At 62.5% G+C, this 16,147-nt stretch carries 20 protein-coding genes and 4 tRNA genes; 16 read left to right on the forward strand and 8 right to left on the reverse strand.

Going from position 1 to position 16,147, the window contains the following annotated elements:
• The 4 genes from ACDELDRAFT_RS11210 to ACDELDRAFT_RS11225 all read right to left on the reverse strand — a co-directional run.
• A partial coding sequence (locus ACDELDRAFT_RS11210; RefSeq protein WP_005796693.1) for an AraC family ligand binding domain-containing protein occupies positions 1-406 on the reverse strand: 406 nt, incomplete at its 3' end.
• Positions 407-431: 25 nt separating this feature from the next.
• On the reverse strand, positions 432-1,412 hold the full coding sequence (lipA, locus tag ACDELDRAFT_RS11215) for a lipoyl synthase (RefSeq protein WP_005796695.1): 981 nt from the start codon (positions 1,410-1,412) through the stop codon (positions 432-434).
• Positions 1,413-1,428: 16 nt separating this feature from the next.
• On the reverse strand, positions 1,429-2,124 hold the full coding sequence (gene lipB, locus ACDELDRAFT_RS11220; RefSeq protein ID WP_005796697.1) for a lipoyl(octanoyl) transferase LipB: 696 nt from the start codon (positions 2,122-2,124) through the stop codon (positions 1,429-1,431).
• Positions 2,125-2,128: 4 nt separating this feature from the next.
• Positions 2,129-2,446: a YbeD family protein gene (locus tag ACDELDRAFT_RS11225; protein WP_005796699.1), complete on the reverse strand. Its 318-nt coding sequence runs from the start codon at positions 2,444-2,446 to the stop codon at positions 2,129-2,131.
• 276 nt (positions 2,447-2,722) lie between these two features.
• On the opposite strand from ACDELDRAFT_RS11225, the gene ACDELDRAFT_RS11230 reads away from it, so the two are divergent.
• The 9 genes from ACDELDRAFT_RS11230 to ACDELDRAFT_RS11270 all read left to right on the forward strand — a co-directional run bounded on the left by ACDELDRAFT_RS11230 (position 2,723) and on the right by ACDELDRAFT_RS11270 (position 9,894).
• On the forward strand, positions 2,723-3,196 hold the full coding sequence (locus ACDELDRAFT_RS11230) for an ATP synthase subunit I (protein ID WP_005796702.1): 474 nt from the start codon (positions 2,723-2,725) through the stop codon (positions 3,194-3,196).
• Between the two features lie 19 nt (positions 3,197-3,215).
• Entirely contained in the window at positions 3,216-4,094 is an 879-nt protein-coding gene (gene atpB / locus ACDELDRAFT_RS11235) for a F0F1 ATP synthase subunit A (protein ID WP_005796704.1), read from the forward strand.
• Between the two features lie 61 nt (positions 4,095-4,155).
• On the forward strand, positions 4,156-4,425 hold the full coding sequence (gene atpE / locus ACDELDRAFT_RS11240; RefSeq protein ID WP_005796706.1) for a F0F1 ATP synthase subunit C: 270 nt from the start codon (positions 4,156-4,158) through the stop codon (positions 4,423-4,425).
• Positions 4,426-4,459: 34 nt separating this feature from the next.
• Positions 4,460-4,930, forward strand: coding sequence for a F0F1 ATP synthase subunit B (locus tag ACDELDRAFT_RS11245; RefSeq protein ID WP_005796708.1), 471 nt, complete (start codon positions 4,460-4,462; stop codon positions 4,928-4,930).
• Positions 4,931-4,939: 9 nt separating this feature from the next.
• Positions 4,940-5,482 (forward strand): F0F1 ATP synthase subunit delta, encoded by a 543-nt coding sequence (locus tag ACDELDRAFT_RS11250; RefSeq protein ID WP_005796710.1) that lies wholly within the window; start codon positions 4,940-4,942, stop codon positions 5,480-5,482.
• A 41-nt stretch (positions 5,483-5,523) separates the two neighbouring features.
• Complete coding sequence (gene atpA, locus ACDELDRAFT_RS11255) at positions 5,524-7,077, forward strand: F0F1 ATP synthase subunit alpha (RefSeq protein WP_005796712.1); 1,554 nt, start codon at positions 5,524-5,526, stop codon at positions 7,075-7,077.
• Positions 7,078-7,095: 18 nt separating this feature from the next.
• A complete protein-coding gene (gene atpG / locus ACDELDRAFT_RS11260) occupies positions 7,096-7,962 on the forward strand; it encodes a F0F1 ATP synthase subunit gamma (RefSeq protein WP_005796714.1) in 867 nt (288 codons plus the stop codon).
• A gap of 33 nt (positions 7,963-7,995) precedes the next feature.
• Positions 7,996-9,402 carry a F0F1 ATP synthase subunit beta gene (atpD, locus tag ACDELDRAFT_RS11265; protein WP_005796716.1) on the forward strand — a complete coding sequence of 469 codons (1,407 nt, stop codon included), beginning with the start codon at positions 7,996-7,998 and terminating at the stop codon, positions 9,400-9,402.
• Between the two features lie 75 nt (positions 9,403-9,477).
• Positions 9,478-9,894, forward strand: a complete 417-nt coding sequence (locus tag ACDELDRAFT_RS11270; RefSeq protein ID WP_005796718.1) for a F0F1 ATP synthase subunit epsilon — start codon at positions 9,478-9,480, stop codon at positions 9,892-9,894.
• A gap of 139 nt (positions 9,895-10,033) precedes the next feature.
• Here the strand turns inward: ACDELDRAFT_RS11270 and ACDELDRAFT_RS11275 are convergent, their stop codons facing one another.
• The 3 genes from ACDELDRAFT_RS11275 to ACDELDRAFT_RS11285 are packed head-to-tail and all read right to left on the reverse strand — an operon-like array spanning position 10,034 to position 12,080.
• Positions 10,034-10,558, reverse strand: coding sequence for a TPM domain-containing protein (locus tag ACDELDRAFT_RS11275; protein ID WP_005796720.1), 525 nt, complete (start codon positions 10,556-10,558; stop codon positions 10,034-10,036).
• Positions 10,559-10,560: 2 nt separating this feature from the next.
• Positions 10,561-11,472, reverse strand: coding sequence for a TPM domain-containing protein (locus ACDELDRAFT_RS11280; RefSeq protein WP_005796722.1), 912 nt, complete (start codon positions 11,470-11,472; stop codon positions 10,561-10,563).
• Between the two features lie 14 nt (positions 11,473-11,486).
• Positions 11,487-12,080 (reverse strand): LemA family protein, encoded by a 594-nt coding sequence (locus ACDELDRAFT_RS11285; protein ID WP_005796723.1) that lies wholly within the window; start codon positions 12,078-12,080, stop codon positions 11,487-11,489.
• A gap of 151 nt (positions 12,081-12,231) precedes the next feature.
• Here ACDELDRAFT_RS11285 and ACDELDRAFT_RS11290 point away from each other — a divergent pair, with 151 nt between their 5' ends.
• From ACDELDRAFT_RS11290 to ACDELDRAFT_RS11300, 3 genes are read left to right on the forward strand one after another with little or no spacing between them, the layout of a single operon-like run.
• Entirely contained in the window at positions 12,232-12,681 is a 450-nt protein-coding gene (locus ACDELDRAFT_RS11290; protein ID WP_005796725.1) for a YybH family protein, read from the forward strand.
• A 4-nt stretch (positions 12,682-12,685) separates the two neighbouring features.
• Positions 12,686-13,741: a YheT family hydrolase gene (locus ACDELDRAFT_RS11295; protein WP_005796727.1), complete on the forward strand. Its 1,056-nt coding sequence runs from the start codon at positions 12,686-12,688 to the stop codon at positions 13,739-13,741.
• Complete coding sequence (locus tag ACDELDRAFT_RS11300; RefSeq protein WP_005796728.1) at positions 13,734-14,264, forward strand: DUF2946 family protein; 531 nt, start codon at positions 13,734-13,736, stop codon at positions 14,262-14,264. Before ACDELDRAFT_RS11295 ends, ACDELDRAFT_RS11300 begins: the two co-directional genes overlap by 8 nt.
• 95 nt (positions 14,265-14,359) lie before the next feature.
• Here the strand turns inward: ACDELDRAFT_RS11300 and ACDELDRAFT_RS11305 are convergent, their stop codons facing one another.
• Positions 14,360-15,175, reverse strand: a complete 816-nt coding sequence (locus ACDELDRAFT_RS11305) for a c-type cytochrome (RefSeq protein ID WP_005796730.1) — start codon at positions 15,173-15,175, stop codon at positions 14,360-14,362.
• A 356-nt stretch (positions 15,176-15,531) separates the two neighbouring features.
• Here ACDELDRAFT_RS11305 and ACDELDRAFT_RS11310 point away from each other — a divergent pair.
• The 4 genes from ACDELDRAFT_RS11310 to ACDELDRAFT_RS11325 all read left to right on the forward strand — a co-directional run bounded on the left by ACDELDRAFT_RS11310 (position 15,532) and on the right by ACDELDRAFT_RS11325 (position 16,078).
• Positions 15,532-15,607 (forward strand) — tRNA-Arg (locus ACDELDRAFT_RS11310).
• Positions 15,608-15,718: 111 nt separating this feature from the next.
• Positions 15,719-15,804 (forward strand) — tRNA-Tyr (locus ACDELDRAFT_RS11315).
• A 66-nt stretch (positions 15,805-15,870) separates the two neighbouring features.
• Positions 15,871-15,944: transfer RNA gene (locus ACDELDRAFT_RS11320), tRNA-Gly, on the forward strand.
• Between the two features lie 59 nt (positions 15,945-16,003).
• Positions 16,004-16,078, forward strand: a tRNA-Thr gene (locus ACDELDRAFT_RS11325).
• The last annotated feature ends 69 nt before the right edge of the window (positions 16,079-16,147 follow it).

A 16,147-nucleotide genomic window follows, 5' to 3' on the forward strand; every position in this document is an offset into this window, starting at 1 on the left:
GGCGATCGGCCGGCGCACCGGTGCCTGCCAGCCATGCCTCAAGCAGCAGGGCCGGGCCGTGGGCCTGTGCCAGCGGGCGTGCGTTCTGCAATGCATCAGCCAGGAAATGGGCCAGTGGCAGCGCCGCTGCGGGCGGCGCCATTGCGCCACGCTGCTGCGCGCACTGCGCCCAGCCCGGATGGGCGCTGTCAAGCACCAGGCACAGGCTGCCGCGGGTGGATGCGAAGTCGTGGCGATCGCCGGGTGCAATCACGCAGCCGCCGCCGGTGGCCACGCGCATGCCGCGCCCTTCGACTTCCAACTCCAGCGTCCCCGACAGGCCGAGCAAGACCTGGAAGTGGCCATGGCTGTGGCAGCCCGGTGAAGCGCCGTAGCGGCGCACGGAGAGCAAGCCGGCCGTGTCCATGGGCGCTGATGTCGCGCGGGGTCGATTACACGCCGGCGGCGTGCGCCTGCTGGTCGGCGTGGTAGCTGCTGCGCACCATGGCGCCGACGGCGGCGTGGCTGAAGCCCATCTTGTAGGCCTCTTCCTCGAACATCTTGAAGGTGTCGGGGTGCACGTAGCGGCGCACGGGCAGGTGGCTGTTGCTGGGGGCGAGGTACTGCCCGATGGTGAGCATGTCAATGCAGTGCGCGCGCATGTCGCGCATCACCTGCAGGATCTCTTCGTCCGTCTCGCCCAGGCCCACCATGATGCCGCTCTTGGTGGGAACGTTGGGATGCAGTTCCTTGAACTTCTTGAGCAGATTCAGGCTGAACTGGTAGTCGGAGCCCGGGCGTGCTTCCTTGTAGAGGCGGGGCGCGGTTTCCAGGTTGTGGTTCATCACGTCGGGTGGCGCGGCCTTAAGAATCTCAAGGGCGCGGTCGTCGCGGCCACGGAAGTCGGGTGTGAGGATCTCGATCTGCGTTGCGGGCGACAGTTCGCGGATGCGCTGGATGCACTCGACGAAGTGGCCGCTGCCGCCATCGCGCAGGTCGTCGCGGTCCACGCTGGTGATCACCACGTACTTGAGCTTGAGTGCCGCAATGGTCTTGGCCAGGTTGAGGGGTTCGTCCTTGTCGAGCGGGTCGGGGCGGCCGTGGCCCACGTCGCAGAACGGGCAGCGGCGCGTGCACTTGTCGCCCATGATCATGAACGTGGCGGTGCCCTTGCCGAAGCACTCGCCGATGTTGGGGCAGCTGGCCTCTTCGCACACGGTGTGCAGCTTGTGCTCACGCAGGATGTCCTTGATCTCGTAGAAGCGCGTGGTAGGGCTGCCGGCCTTCACGCGGATCCAGTCCGGCTTGCGCAGAATTTCGCCCTGCTCCACCTTGATCGGGATGCGCGAGAGCTTGGCGGCCGCTTTTTGCTTGGCCAGCGGGTTGTAGGCTTCGGTGGTTTGCGCTTCGCGGACGACTTCAGGGGTGCTCATGGCGTGTAGGCGGGGTTCAGGGTGCAAGCCGGATGCTGAGCTGCTGGCCCAGCATCTGCGCGGCATCGTCCCAGGTGGTATGGACCCCGATTGTAGAAAGGTCCACTGTTTTCAATCCTGCGTAACCGCAAGGGTTGATGCGTTCGTAGGGCTCGAGGTCCATGTCCACATTGAGCGCCACGCCGTGGTAGGTGCAGTGTCTGCTGACCTTGATGCCCAGGGCCGCGATCTTGCCCAGGCCTTCGAAATCGGGCACGGGGGGCTGCGCGCCGGTACGTTGGTGGGGGCGCTGCGGCAGCATGGCGTGGCTGCGTGGATCGTCCAGGCGCACGTAAATGCCGGGCGCTCCGCCCACGCGGTGGCCCGTCACGCCAAAGTGCGCCAGCGTGCGGATGACCGCCTCTTCGATTCGGTAGACGTATTCCTTGACGAAATAGCCGGCGCGCTGCAGATCGATCAGCGGATACGCCACCACCTGCCCGGGGCCATGGAAGGTCACTTGTCCACCGCGGTTGGTCGGCACGACAGGAATGCTGCCCGGCCGCAGGATGTGATCACTTTTGCCGGCAACACCTTGTGTATAAACCGCTGAATGCTCGCAAATCCAGAGCAGGTCGGGGCTTTGGGGTGTGCGGGTGGCCGTGTATTCCTGCATGGCCTGCACCGTGCTGGCATAGTCGACGCGGCCCAGGGTGCGGATGTCGATGTCCATGCGCCTACAGCACGACCTTCACCATGGGGTGCGAGGACAGTGCGCGGTAGAGTTCGTCCAGTTGCTCGCGGCTGGTGGCCGTGATAGTGATGGTGACGCCCAGGTAATTGCCGCCGCGGCTGTCGCGCAGTTCAATGGTGGCGGCGTCGAAGGTGGGGTCGAAGCGGTGCGCGAGCTCGGTCACCGCGTGCACAAAGCCGTCCACCTTGGCGCCCATGACCTTGATGGGAAATTGCGAGGGGTACTCGATCAGCGAATCCTTGCGCGGATCATCGGTGGAGACGCTGCCGTTGCTGGAAGCAGGGGGGGTACCGGAATTCATGGGCGATTTGCTTCGTTTTTGATAGCTATAAAGGCATTGCTATTGTGCGCGCAAAGCCTGTGTGGCTTGTGCCAAGGTTCGCAATGGCCGTGCGCCACAAAGGTGCATGTGCAAGCCATCGGCGGCTGTTGCGCCGTTGGCATGTCACCACAACGGGGCAGCGTGCATCCGGCTTTCGGCGCTACATTGCGGGTCTTTGCCGTTTGCCACGGGTTTTTACTTATAATTAGAGGCTTTGTGAAAGTTTCAGTCCTGTAACGCGGGCGTCATTCGTCAATGAAAACAATCGCGCCTGAGACTGAAATTGAGGCTGAAGACTCTGACTTCAAGCCCCTGACAGCCCAAGAGGCTCAGCAGTGGCGCAGTCGCAATCCTCCGGTATCAGTGTGGCGGATTGTGGTGGGGCAGGTGCTTGTGGGGGCGCTGGTGGCCATGCTGGCCTGGGCGTTGAGCGGCAGGGCCCAGGTGGGCTGGTCCGCTGCCTACGGGGCATTGTCTGTGGTGGTTCCTGCTGCCTTGTTCGCGCGCGGCGTGCTGCGGCGCAAGGCGTCCGAGAATCCGCGGGCGGCCATGGTGGGGTTCTTTGGCTGGGAGATTGCCAAGATCGTGTTGACGGTGGCGTTGCTGGCAGCCGCTCCCCGGCTGGTGCCGGGCCTGAGCTGGCTGGCGCTGCTGGTGGGCATGGTCTTCACGATGAAAACGTACTGGGTGGCGCTTTGGGCGCGGCCCGGTGTTCGAAAAACCGATTGATTAAGAGAAGAGTTGTCCGATGGCCGCAGAAGCGCACGCTCCGACTGCAAGTGAATACATCGTTCACCACCTGCAGCATCTTCAGAACATCAACCAGACCAAGATCGTTGATTTTTCGGTGGTCAATTACGACTCCGTGATCGTCGGTCTGATTCTGGGCTTTGCCACGCTGCTGCTGCTGTGGGCCGCCGCGCGCAAGGCCACCTCGGGGGTGCCGGGCCGCTTCCAGGCGGCTGTCGAGATTCTGGTGGAGATGGTCGACAACCAGGCCAAGGCCAACATTCACAACGCCGAGAGCCGCAAGTTCATTGCTCCGCTGGGTTTGACCGTGTTCGTCTGGATCTTTCTGATGAACTTCATGGACATGCTGCCGGTGGACCTGCTGCCTGCCATCTGGGCACAGATCTATGGCGCTGCGGGCCATGATCCGCACCATGCCTACCTGCGCGTCGTGCCTACGGCCGACCTGTCCACCACGCTGGGCCTGGCATTTGCGGTGCTGGTGCTGCGGTTCTGGTACAGCGTCAAGGTCAAGGGCGCTGGCGGTTGGGCGCATGAGCTGGTTTCGGCCCCCTTTGGCACCAGCAAGAACCCCATCTTCGCCCTCATCCTGGGCGTGGTGAACCTGCTGATGCAAATCATCGAATATGTCGCCAACACGGTCTCGCATGGCATGCGGTTGTTCGGCAATATGTATGCCGGTGAGTTGGTGTTCATGCTGATTGCCCTGATGGGCGGTGCTGCAGCGCTGTCGCTGTCGGGTACGTTGCTGCCTCTGGGGCACGTGATCGCCGGGACCATCTGGACGCTTTTCCATATTCTGGTGATCACGCTGCAGGCATTCATTTTCATGATGCTGGCGCTGATCTATCTCGGCCAGGCGCACAACGCGCACTAAGCTTTCCCTTTCGTTGTTTCTTTCCTTTCCTTAACCTTTCTTTCTTAACTCAGGAGTCATCATGGAAAACATTCTCGGTCTCGTCGCTCTGGCTTGTGGTCTGATCGTTGGTCTCGGCGCCATTGGTGCTTCCATCGGTATTGCACTGATGGGCGGCAAGTTCCTCGAATCGTCGGCACGTCAGCCTGAACTGATCAACGAACTGCAAACCAAGATGTTCATCTTGGCTGGTCTGATTGACGCGGCTTTCCTGATCGGTGTGGCTATCGCTCTGCTGTTCGCATTCGCCAACCCCTTCGCTTCGACCTTGCTGGCTAACCTGCCCAAGTAATTCCCGTTCAACGCCACTCTAGAAAGGTGTTGCCGTGAGTATCAATGCGACCCTGTTCGTACAGGCCATCGTCTTCCTGATCCTCGTGTGGTTCACGATGAAATTCGTGTGGCCGCCGATCGCGAAGGCGCTGGATGAACGAGCCCAGAAAATCGCCGATGGCCTCGCCGCTGCCGACCGTGCCAAGTCCGAGCTGACCGCTGCCAACCAGCGCGTCGAGAAGGAATTGTCACAGGCGCGCAACGAAACGGCCTCGCGTCTTGCGGACGCCGACCGTCGTGCCCAGGCCATCATCGAAGAGGCCAAGGCCCGTGCCACCGAAGAGGGCAACAAGATCGTTGCCGCTGCGCGTGCCGAGGCCGAGCAGCAAACGGTGCAAGCCCGCGAATCCCTGCGTGAGCAGGTGGCAGCACTGGCCGTCAAGGGTGCCGAGCAGATTCTCCGCAAGGAAGTCAACGCTGGTGTCCATGCTGACCTGCTGAACCGCCTGAAGACCGAGCTGTAAGGGGACAACATGGCAGAACTCGCCACCATTGCACGCCCTTACGCTGACGCCCTGTTCAAGGCGGCTACAGCGGGTGCGGGCGTCGATCTGGGCAACACCGTTGCCTGGGTGGACGAACTGGCGGCGATTGCCGCCAACCCCCAACTGCGCCAGCTCGCGGACAGCCCCAAGGCGACGGCAGACCAGGTGTTTGACGTCTTCACGGGCGTAGCGCGGTCCGCGCTGCCCGAAATGGCGAAAAATTTCCTGCGTACGGTCATCGACAATGGCCGTCTCAGTGCGCTCCCCGAGGTTGCCGAGCAATTCCGCGCCCTCGTGAATCGCCGCAACGGTTCTTCGGATGCCGTGGTGTACAGCGCCTTCCCGATGGACGGTGCTGCATTGGCCGACGTCGGTGCCGCGCTCGAAAAGCGTTTTGGCCGCAAGCTCAATCTCACCGTGCAACAGGACGAATCCCTGATCGGTGGTATTCGCGTAGTGGTGGGTGACGAGGTGCTGGACACTTCGGTCAAGGCCCGTCTTGAACAAATGAAAGCAGTCCTCACCGCCTGACGCGGAGAGGCCTCGCGAACCAAAGAAAGAAGGAAAGAGTCATGCAACTCAATCCCGCAGAAATTTCTGAACTCATCAAGAGCCGCATCGAAGGGCTGGCCGCCAGCAGCGACATCCGCAACCAGGGCACCGTGGTGTCCGTGTCCGACGGTATCGTGCGCGTTCATGGCCTTTCGGACGTGATGCAAGGCGAAATGCTGGAGTTCCCTGCCACCAAGGACGGCCAGCCCTCCTTCGGTCTGGCACTGAACCTCGAACGTGACTCCGTTGGCGCCGTGATTCTGGGTGAGTATGAGCACATCTCCGAAGGCGATACCGTGAAGTGCACGGGCCGCATTCTGGAAGTGCCCGTGGGCCCCGAACTGGTGGGCCGCGTGGTCAATGCACTGGGCCAGCCGATCGATGGCAAGGGCCCCATCAACGCCAAGCTCACCGACGTGATCGAAAAGGTCGCACCGGGCGTGATCGCCCGCAAGTCGGTGGACCAGCCCCTGCAGACTGGCCTGAAGTCGATCGACTCGATGGTGCCCGTCGGCCGTGGCCAGCGCGAGCTGATCATTGGCGACCGCCAGACCGGCAAGACCGCCGTGGCCATCGACGCCATCATCGCCCAGAAGGGCCAGGGCGTGACCTGCATCTACGTCGCCATCGGCCAGAAGGCTTCGTCGATCAAGAACGTGGTTCGCGCCCTGGAGCAGGCTGGTGCCATGGACTACACGATCGTGGTGGCCGCATCGGCTTCCGAGTCGGCTGCCATGCAGTACGTGTCGGCTTATTCGGGCTGCACGATGGGCGAGTACTTCCGCGACCGCGGTGAAGACGCGCTGATCGTATACGACGACCTGTCCAAGCAGGCCGTGGCCTACCGCCAGGTTTCGCTGCTGTTGCGTCGCCCACCAGGCCGCGAAGCCTATCCCGGCGACGTGTTCTATCTCCACAGCCGCCTGCTCGAACGCGCAGCCCGCGTGAACGCCGACTACGTCGAAGCGTTCACCAAGGGTGCTGTGAAGGGCAAGACTGGTTCGCTCACCGCACTGCCCATCATCGAAACGCAAGCCGGCGACGTTTCCGCTTTCGTTCCAACCAACGTGATTTCGATCACCGACGGTCAGATCTTCCTGGAAACCAGCCTGTTCAATGCCGGTATCCGCCCCGCCATCAACGCCGGTATCTCGGTGTCGCGCGTCGGTGGCGCTGCCCAGACCAAGCTGGTGAAGAACCTGTCCGGCGGTATCCGTACCGACTTGGCCCAGTACCGTGAACTGGCTGCCTTCGCGCAGTTCGCTTCCGATCTGGACGAAGCCACCCGCAAGCAGCTCGAGCGCGGTGCCCGCGTGACGGAATTGCTCAAGCAGGCACAGTACAGCCCGCTGCCCATTTCGCTGATGGGCGCCACGCTGTTTGCTGTGAACAAGGGCTTCCTGGACGATGTTGACGTAAAGAAGGTGCTCGATTTCGAACACGGCCTGCACCAGTTCCTCAAGACCAGCCACGCCGCATTGCTGGCCAAGCTGGAGAAGGACCGCGCCATGGACAAGGACGCTGAAGCCGAGTTGATCGCTGCCGTGGGCGCGTTCAAGAAGTCGTTCGCTTAAACCGGACGAGGAGCCATCATGGCAGCAGGCAAGGAAATACGCGGCAAGATCAAATCGGTGGAAAACACCAAGAAGATCACCAAGGCCATGGAGATGGTGGCCGCATCCAAGATGCGCAAGGCGCAGGACCGGATGCGCGCTGCCCGTCCGTACAGCGAGAAGATCCGCAATATTGCAGCCAATCTCGGCCACGCGAACCCGGAATACGTTCACCCTTTCATGAGGGTGAACGATTCCAAGGTGGCTGGCGTGATCGTGGTGACGACCGACAAGGGCCTCTGCGGTGGCATGAACACCAACGTGCTGCGCGTCGTGACGTCCAAGCTGCGTGAGCTGCAGGGCGCTGGCGTGTCCACCGAGGCGGTTGCCATTGGCAACAAGGGCCTGGGTTTTCTGAACCGTGTGGGTGCCAAGGTGGTCTCGCATGTGACGGGTCTGGGCGATACGCCGCATCTGGACAAGTTGATCGGCCCTGTCAAGGTGCTGCTCGATGCATACGCCGAAGGCAAGATCAACGCGGTGTACCTGAGCTACACCAAGTTCATCAACACCATGAAGCAGGAGTCGGTGGTGGAGCAGTTGCTCCCCCTGTCTTCCGCGCAGATGCAAGCCGAAAAGACGGAGCATGGATGGGATTACATCTATGAGCCCGATGCGCAGAGCGTGATCGACGAGTTGCTGGTCCGCTATGTCGAATCCCTGATCTACCAAGCGGTTGCGGAGAACATGGCGTCCGAGCAGTCGGCGCGCATGGTGGCCATGAAGGCTGCCACCGACAATGCGGGCAGCGTTATTGGCGAGTTGAAGCTGGTCTACAACAAGACGCGCCAGGCAGCGATCACGAAAGAACTTTCGGAAATCGTCGCTGGCGCCGCCGCTGTGTAAGCAGCTCAACAGACAACATTATTGGAGCAAAAAATGGCTCAAGTGCAAGGCAAGATTGTTCAATGTATCGGCGCCGTGGTGGACGTGGAGTTCCCGCGCGACCAGATGCCAAAGATTTACGACGCCCTGAAGCTCGAAGGCTCGTCGCTGACGCTGGAAGTGCAGCAGCAGCTGGGCGATGGCGTGGTGCGTACCATTGCCCTGGGCTCGTCCGATGGCCTGCGCCGCGGCATCATGGTGACCAACACCGGCAGCGCCATCACCGTGCCCGTGGGCAAGGCGACGCTGGGTCGCATCATGGACGTGCTGGGCGCGCCCATTGACGAACGTGGTCCTGTCAGCCAGGATCTGACGGCCTCCATCCATCGCAAGGCCCCTGCGTACGACGAACTGTCGCCTTCGCAAGAGTTGCTGGAAACCGGCATCAAGGTGATCGACCTGGTGTGCCCGTTTGCCAAGGGCGGCAAGGTGGGTCTGTTCGGTGGCGCCGGCGTGGGCAAGACCGTGAACATGATGGAACTCATCAACAACATCGCCAAGGCCCACTCGGGTCTGTCGGTGTTCGCTGGTGTGGGCGAGCGTACCCGGGAAGGGAACGACTTCTACCATGAAATGGCCGATTCCGGCGTGGTGAACCTCGAGAAGCTCGAAGACTCGAAGGTGGCCATGGTGTACGGTCAGATGAACGAGCCTCCAGGCAACCGTCTGCGCGTGGCGCTGACCGGCCTGACCATCGCCGAGTCTTTCCGTGACGAAGGCCGCGACGTGCTGTTCTTCGTGGACAACATCTATCGCTACACGCTGGCCGGTACCGAAGTGTCCGCTCTGCTGGGTCGTATGCCTTCCGCCGTGGGTTACCAGCCTACGCTGGCCGAAGAAATGGGCCGTCTGCAAGAGCGTATTACCTCCACCAAGGTCGGTTCGATCACTTCCATCCAGGCCGTTTACGTGCCAGCCGATGACTTGACCGACCCCTCGCCAGCCACGACGTTCGCCCACTTGGACTCCACCGTGGTGCTGTCCCGTGACATCGCTTCGCTGGGTATCTACCCTGCCGTGGACCCTCTGGACTCCACCAGCCGCCAGCTGGATCCGAACGTCGTGGGCGAAGACCACTACGCGACGGCCCGCGCCGTGCAAGGCACGCTGCAGCGCTACAAGGAGCTGCGCGACATCATCGCCATTCTGGGCATGGACGAACTGGCTCCCGAAGACAAGCTGGCCGTGGCCCGCGCGCGCAAGATCCAGCGCTTCCTGTCGCAGCCTTTCCACGTGGCCGAAGTGTTCACGGGTTCGCCTGGCAAGTACGTTCCGCTGTCGGAAACCATCCGTGGTTTCAAGATGATCGTAAATGGCGAGTGCGACCATCTGCCCGAGCAGGCCTTCTACATGGTGGGTACCATCGACGAAGCCTTCGAAAAGGCCAAGAAGGTGGCCTGATGAGCCGATGGCTGGGCAGCCAGTGGCCGCTCAGCCTGCAGCAGTCAAGCACCCCACCTTTTCCTAGGAGCAATGATGAACACCATCCACGTTGATGTGGTCAGTGCCGAAGAGTCCATCTTCTCCGGTGAAGCGCGCTTTATTGCGCTGCCCGGCGAAGCCGGCGAACTGGGCGTGTATCCACGTCACACTCCGCTGATCACGCGCATCAAGCCCGGCTCGGTGCGCATTGAAATGGCTGATGGCAGCGAAGAGTTCGTTTTCGTGGCCGGTGGCATTCTCGAAGTGCAACCTGATTGCGTGACCGTGTTGTCCGACACTGCCATCCGTGGCAAGGATCTGGACGACGAAAAGGCCAACGCAGCCAAGGCGTCCGCAGAAGAAGCCCTCAAGAATGCCAAGAGCGAGATTGATCTCGCCAAGGCGCAATCCGAGCTGGCCATCATGGCGGCCCAGATTGCCGCGCTGCGCAAATACCGCCAAAAGAAATAAGCGGGCGCTCCAGTTGACCACGCACCCCACCCGGCTCCGGCCGGGTTTTTTTATGGGGGCGCGAGAATCGGCGTAAGTGAGGGGGCTGTGCGCGGCGGGCTGCCAACCCAGGAGGGTCCAATGCCAGCCAGCGCGGCCATCACAGAACGTGGGGCGCGTCTGGCAATTCGTTGGTGCGGGGCGCATCCTCGGTCGCCGGAAAATGGCGCTCAAGCAGAGCGCCCACTGCGTCCACAGCCACGGTCAGGCCTTCCTCGAAACGCTCCGCGCGGAAGGCGCTTGCCATGCCTGATACCAGTTGCCGCCACTCGCCGCTACCGACATGGGCGTGCAGGCCCCGGTCGGCAACGATGTCGATCGAACGTTCGGCGATCAGCAAGTAGATGAGCACACCGTTGTTGTGCTCTGTGTCCCATACCCGCAACTTGCTGAACATCATGACAGCGCGGTCGCGTGCCGAGGCATGGCGGGCGATGTAGCTCCAGGGCAAGCCTCCTTCGACGCAGATGCGAATCTGCCCGGTATGCCTGCGCTCGCTGGCGGCAATGCGGGCGGTGATGCGTTGCAGGGCATCCGGGGGCAGGGCGCGGTGCACGCTGCGGCCGCGCCACCGGTGCCGCGCCAGGCGCGCAAGCGCAGCAAGCCAGAGGGAAATCTGCGCCATGTTCACCAGTCCCCAGAGGCGCCACCGCCCCCAAAATCACCGCCACCGCCAGAGCTGAAGCCTCCACCCGAGGATCCGCTGCTCCAGCCGCCACCCCCACTGCTGCCTCCACCACCCCCGCCGAAGCCGCCACCGTGGCCGCTTCCCGAGGTGACGCGGGACACCGAACTCAGCAGCGTATAGGCCAGTGCAGCCAAGCCAGCCAGGCCTGCCAGCACCACGCTGGTGGTCACGAGATAGGCCACGGCTGCTGCCAATCCACCGGTCAGCACCGAGCCCAGCGTGTTCCCAAAGAGCGCCCGCACCAGCGGCCCGCCCAGCATCACGCCCAGAAAAAGAAAGATGGCGAGCTCACCCCAGTCGAAGCGGTTGCTGCCGTTGGACGGTGCGGCGCCTGTCTGTGGAGCGGGCAGAGGTTCACCCGCTATGAGGGCTCCGATCTGCCCAACGGCAGCCTGGAGACCGCCGGCGTAATCGCCTTCGCGCAGGCGCGGCTTCATGGCGGAATCGATGATGCGGGCGGCTGCCAGGTCGGGTATCGCGCCCTCCAGGGCCTTGGCGACTTCGATGCGAATCTTGCGGTCATTCTTGGCCACCACCAGCAGCACGCCGTCGCCCACCGCGTGCCGGCCAATCTTCCATGCATTGCCGACGCGATTGGCGTAGCTTGGAATGTCTTCGGGGGCGGTGGTGGGCACCATCAGCACCACCACTTGCGACCCCTTCGATTGCTCGATGGCTGCAAGTTGCTGCTCCAGTGCCTGCCGCTGGGCGGGGCTCAAAGTGCCCGTCTCGTCGATCAGGTGGGCCGTCAGGGCGGGGATGGGCTGCACCGTTTCGGCGCGGGTATCGCTGCCCCCAAACGCTACGAAAAATATAACTGCTAGCGCAATCCTGATAAGCGCTACAGGCATGAAATACCTCAATATCAAGGTTTGGAGGCCGAGAAGTCGACCGCGGGCGGTGCGGAGATCTGCGCTTCGTTCTGTACGCTGAAGCTGGGCTTCGGGGCGTAGCTGAACGCCATGGCCGTGAGGTTCGTGGGAAAGCTGCGGGCCAGCACGTTGTATTCCTGCACCGACTGGATGTAGCGGTTGCGGGCCACGGTGATGCGGTTTTCCGTGCCCTCCAGCGTGACGCGCAGGTCACGGAAGCCCTGATTCGCCTGCAAGGTGGGGTAGCGCTCGGCCACCACCATCAACCGCGAGAGGGCGCTCGACAGTTCGCCCTGGGCCTGCTGGAACCTGGCGAAAGCTGCGGGGTCGTTCAGCGTGGCCGGCGTTACCTGGATGGCCGTGGCCTTGGAGCGTGCCTCGATCACCTTGGTAAGCGTGTCCTGCTCGAAGCTGGCTTCGCCCTTGACCGTGGCGACGATGTTGGGCACCAGATCGGTGCGGCGTTGGTACTGGTTGAGCACCTCACTCCAGGCCGCCTTGGACTGCTCGTCAAGGCGCTGGAAATCGTTGTAGCCGCAGCCTGTCAGGAGCAGCGCGGCGGTCAGAAGGGCGAGGAAACGTTGCATGGTGGCGGGCCTGTAGGAAAGCGTGAAGGGGATGCAAAGCCGATGGCTCTTTGCCGAATTCTGCCGCAATGCGCAGCAAAGACCGCAACGCGCGCGGACTCGCCGACGACGAAGCACAATAACAGCTTCGCCCTACGCATCGGTTCTTCCTATGAAACGCACACGCCCCGGCATGGCCGCGCTGGGTGGCTCTGCCGACGAGGTGGAGGCCACGTTCTACGAAGCGCTGCATAGCGCCGACATCGAATTGCTGATGTCCTGCTGGGCGCAGGATGATGACATCGTGTGCGTACACCCGGGCGGACCGCGCCTGCTGGGCGCAGGTGCCATTCGGGCCGCCTTCGAGGCCATGTTCAGCCATGGCCCCTTGCACGTGCGACCCGTCCAGGTGCACCGCGTGTTGGCACTCGGCAGCGCGGTGCACAGCGTCGCCGAGCGGCTGGAAGTGGCGCTGCCCGATGGCCGGCACCAGGCGGTGGTCATGGCCACCAACGTGTACCACAAGACCCCAGAGGGCTGGCGCATGGTGGCCCACCACGCCAGTCCGGGCGCCGTGGGGGATGCCCAGTCGCTCGACACGGCCCGGCCCGTGCTGCACTGACGCCATGGACGCTCGGAGCCGGCGACTGGATTTCGGCTACAGCGCGCCCCGCTGGCTGCCGGGCGCGCATCTGCAGACGATCTGGCCCGCTTTGTATGCGCGGCGGGTGGCAGGTGTGCCGCCGCCCTACCGGCGCGAGCGCTGGACGACCCCGGATGGGGACTTCGTCGACGTCGACCACCTGGATGACAGCGTGCCGGCTGGGACCTTGCGCCCATTGCTGGTGGTTTTCCATGGACTCGAGGGCTCGTCGCGCAGCCACTACAGCGAGGCCTTTGCCGATTTGGCGCGGGAGCGTGGTTGGGCGTGCGCCTTGCCGCACTTCCGCGGTTGCAGCGGCGAAATCAACCTGGCCCCCCGCGCCTACCATTCGGGTGATCATGAAGAGATCGGCTGGATGCTGGGGCGCTTGCGTCTCGCCCATCGCGGGCCCTTGATGGCTGTGGGCATATCGCTGGGCGGAAATGCCCTCTTGCGCTGGGCGGCCGAAGCGGGGGACGAAGGGGTGCGCAGGGCAGACGCTGTGGCGGCCGTGTGTGCGCCACTCGACCTCGCCGCAGGCGGGCGGGCGATAGGGCAGGGCTTCAACCGCCAGGTATACACGCGCATGTTCATGCGCACCCTTGTTCCGAAGGCCCTGCAAAAACTCGCGCAACACCCCGGCCTGTTTGATCGGGAGAGCCTGCTGGCAGCGCGCGATCTTTACGCATTTGACAACGTATTCACCGCGCCCTTGCATGGTTTTCGCGACACCGACGACTATTGGCGCTGTGCGTCAGCCAAGCCATTGCTGCACCTGGTTCGCGTGCCTGCTCTGGCGCTCAATGCGCTGAACGATCCCTTTGTGCCCGCGACGAGCCTGCCTTCGGCCGCTGAAGTAGGCCCCTGCGTGGAACTGTGGCAGCCCTCGCATGGTGGCCACGTGGGGTTTGTGCAGGGCTCCCTGCCCGGCCACGTAGCGGCCATGCCGCGCGCGGTGGCCGACTGGCTGCTGAAACATGCCATTGCGCATCACACGGGCGGCTCAGGGTTGGACGCGGCACAATGGCCTCATGGATGACATCGTCAAGCAGGCCATTGCCAAGTGGCCGAACGTTCCTGATTGCTATGGGTGGCTGGGCCTCGACGCGCGCGGGCGCTGGTATATGCGCGACGACGCTGTTCAGGCCGCGGGGCCGTTTCCCCAAGCGCGGGGCTCGCTGTTGCAGCACGCGAAACTGATCGAGTTCATCGCGCGCAATTACGAGCCCGATGGGCAAGGGCAGTGGTTCTTTCAAAATGGCCCGCAGCGCGTGTATGTGGAACTCGAGTGCACGCCGCTGGTATGGCGGGTCGAACCCGATCTTTCACTGATTGCCCACACGGGGGCAAGAGCACAGGCCAGGGAATGCCTTCTGGACGAACAGGGCCGCGTCTACCTGGGCACGGAAATGGGCGTTGGCCTGGTCCACACGCTCGACATGGAAACCGTGGCGAATGCTGTCGAAAACGGCACATGGGTGCCCCTGCCAGTTCAAAGTGCAGACCTGCAGGGCCGTTATGGCTTTGTGACAAGCCCCCAGAAACACAGTGCCGCCTCCTGATCGCGCATGCGCTGGCGGTGAGGTGCCGTCGTTGGCCATCTGGGCGAAAAAAAACCGACCCTCAGGTCGGCTTGGTGCGGTGCTAAAACAGCAGCTTATTTAGCGGCTGCCGCCATGTATTCCACCGCAGCGCGCAGGTCCGCGTCGGACGCCTGGGTGCCGCCGCGCGGGGGCATGCCGCCCTTACCTTGTGTGGCATTGGTGAACAGAGCGTCCATGCCCGCTGCCAAGCGCGGGGCCCAGGCTGCCTTGTCGCCAAATTTGGGGGCGCCAGCAATGCCGGCGCCGTGACAAACTTGGCAGGACTGCTTGAAGAGGGCTTCGCCATTTCCGGCCGTGGCGGCAGCTACGGGTGCCGCAGCGGCGGGTGCGGCTGTCGCTGCGGGTGCATCGGTGGAGGCTGCAGCAGGAGCCGCGGCGCCTGCAGGCTCGGCAAACTTCGCGCCACCGGCATTGGCCATATAAGCCACAGCGCGGGCGATTTCGGTATCGTTGAATTCGCCGCCGCCTTGAGGCGACATGGCGTTCTTGCCCTTGAGCGCAGATTGCACCAAGGCATCGAAACCTGTCTTGATGCGTGGCCCCCAGGCGTCGGCATCGCCGAACTTGGGCGATCCTGCAGCGCCGGTGGCGTGGCAGGCAGCGCATTGGCCCTTGAACACTTCCTCGCCGGAGCGCAGTGGTCGGTTGGCATCGCGAATTTCAACCATGCCCACCTTCTGGATGCGCTCGGCGATGGCTTTTTCCGGGTTTGCTGCGCCGGCAGCTGTCTTGTTGTCGGAAGAGACATAAAAGACCAGACCGATGATGGCAAAGATCGGAATCACAAACGCGAAAATTACCGCGACCAGCAACTGCTTGGGGTTCTTGATCGGGCCGGTATGGGCTTCTTCGGGATGGTTATCGCTCATGACGTCCTCAGGTGAATCGGGGGCTTGATGAAATCAACCTTTAATTATATGAGGATGTGCACGCGGGATGCGCAAGGAGCGCCCCCGCCCTTCGTGCGGTTGGGGTGCACCGCTTGTCACTGTGCGTGCTGATGGCGAGCGCTGAGCATTCCACTTCCTTGGGAGCATTGATGGCAGATGACCGGAATGAGAACGGTGTCGGGCGTGGGGCAGAGACGGCGCCCCCAACGCTCGTTGGATGGCGCACCAACGTGCACCTGTGCTCATGGTTGTGCCCAGAACTTCGATCGTTAGGTTTCTTGAAATTTAGCCGCTGCGACGTGCGATAATCCCTAGGTTTGTTCAGTGCCTGCAGGGCGGCTGTAGCTCAGTGGATAGAGTATTGGCCTCCGAAGCCAAGGGTCGTGGGTTCGATCCCCGCCAGCCGCACCAACCCAGCCGTTGGTCTTGTGTCCATGGGGCAATGAAAAGATTGCCTCATTGTGTAGATGTTGTATTTGTTCGGTGGGGTTGAGAAAACAGTGCTATAATTCGAAATTCTTCGGAGGGGTGCCCGAGTGGCTAAAGGGGGCAGACTGTAAATCTGTTGGCTTACGCCTACACTGGTTCGAATCCAGTCCCCTCCACCAGTTGTTGGATGATGAGTAAGTGGCCCGGTGTGTATCGGGCTCGCAAAGGTGGCAAGTGCCGCTGATGCGGGAGTAGTTCAATGGTAGAACCCTAGCCTTCCAAGCTAATGACGCGGGTTCGATTCCCGTCTCCCGCTCCATTGTCTGTTGGCTGGCTGTAAGGTTTGAAGAGTCTTTGGTGCTGCATCCGCAGTCCAATGCCCATGTGGCTCAGTGGTAGAGCACTCCCTTGGTAAGGGAGAGGTCGCGGGTCCGATTCCCGCCATGGGCACCAATTCTGGTGCGTCCGAGTCCGGTTGCGCCGAAATCCTGTTTTGTTGGCATAGATTTTTTTCGGAGTCGG

Origin of the sequence: Acidovorax delafieldii 2AN (genome assembly GCF_000175235.1) — a bacterium.
In the GTDB taxonomy this organism is placed as follows: Bacteria; Pseudomonadota; Gammaproteobacteria; order Burkholderiales; family Burkholderiaceae_C; genus Acidovorax; species Acidovorax delafieldii_B.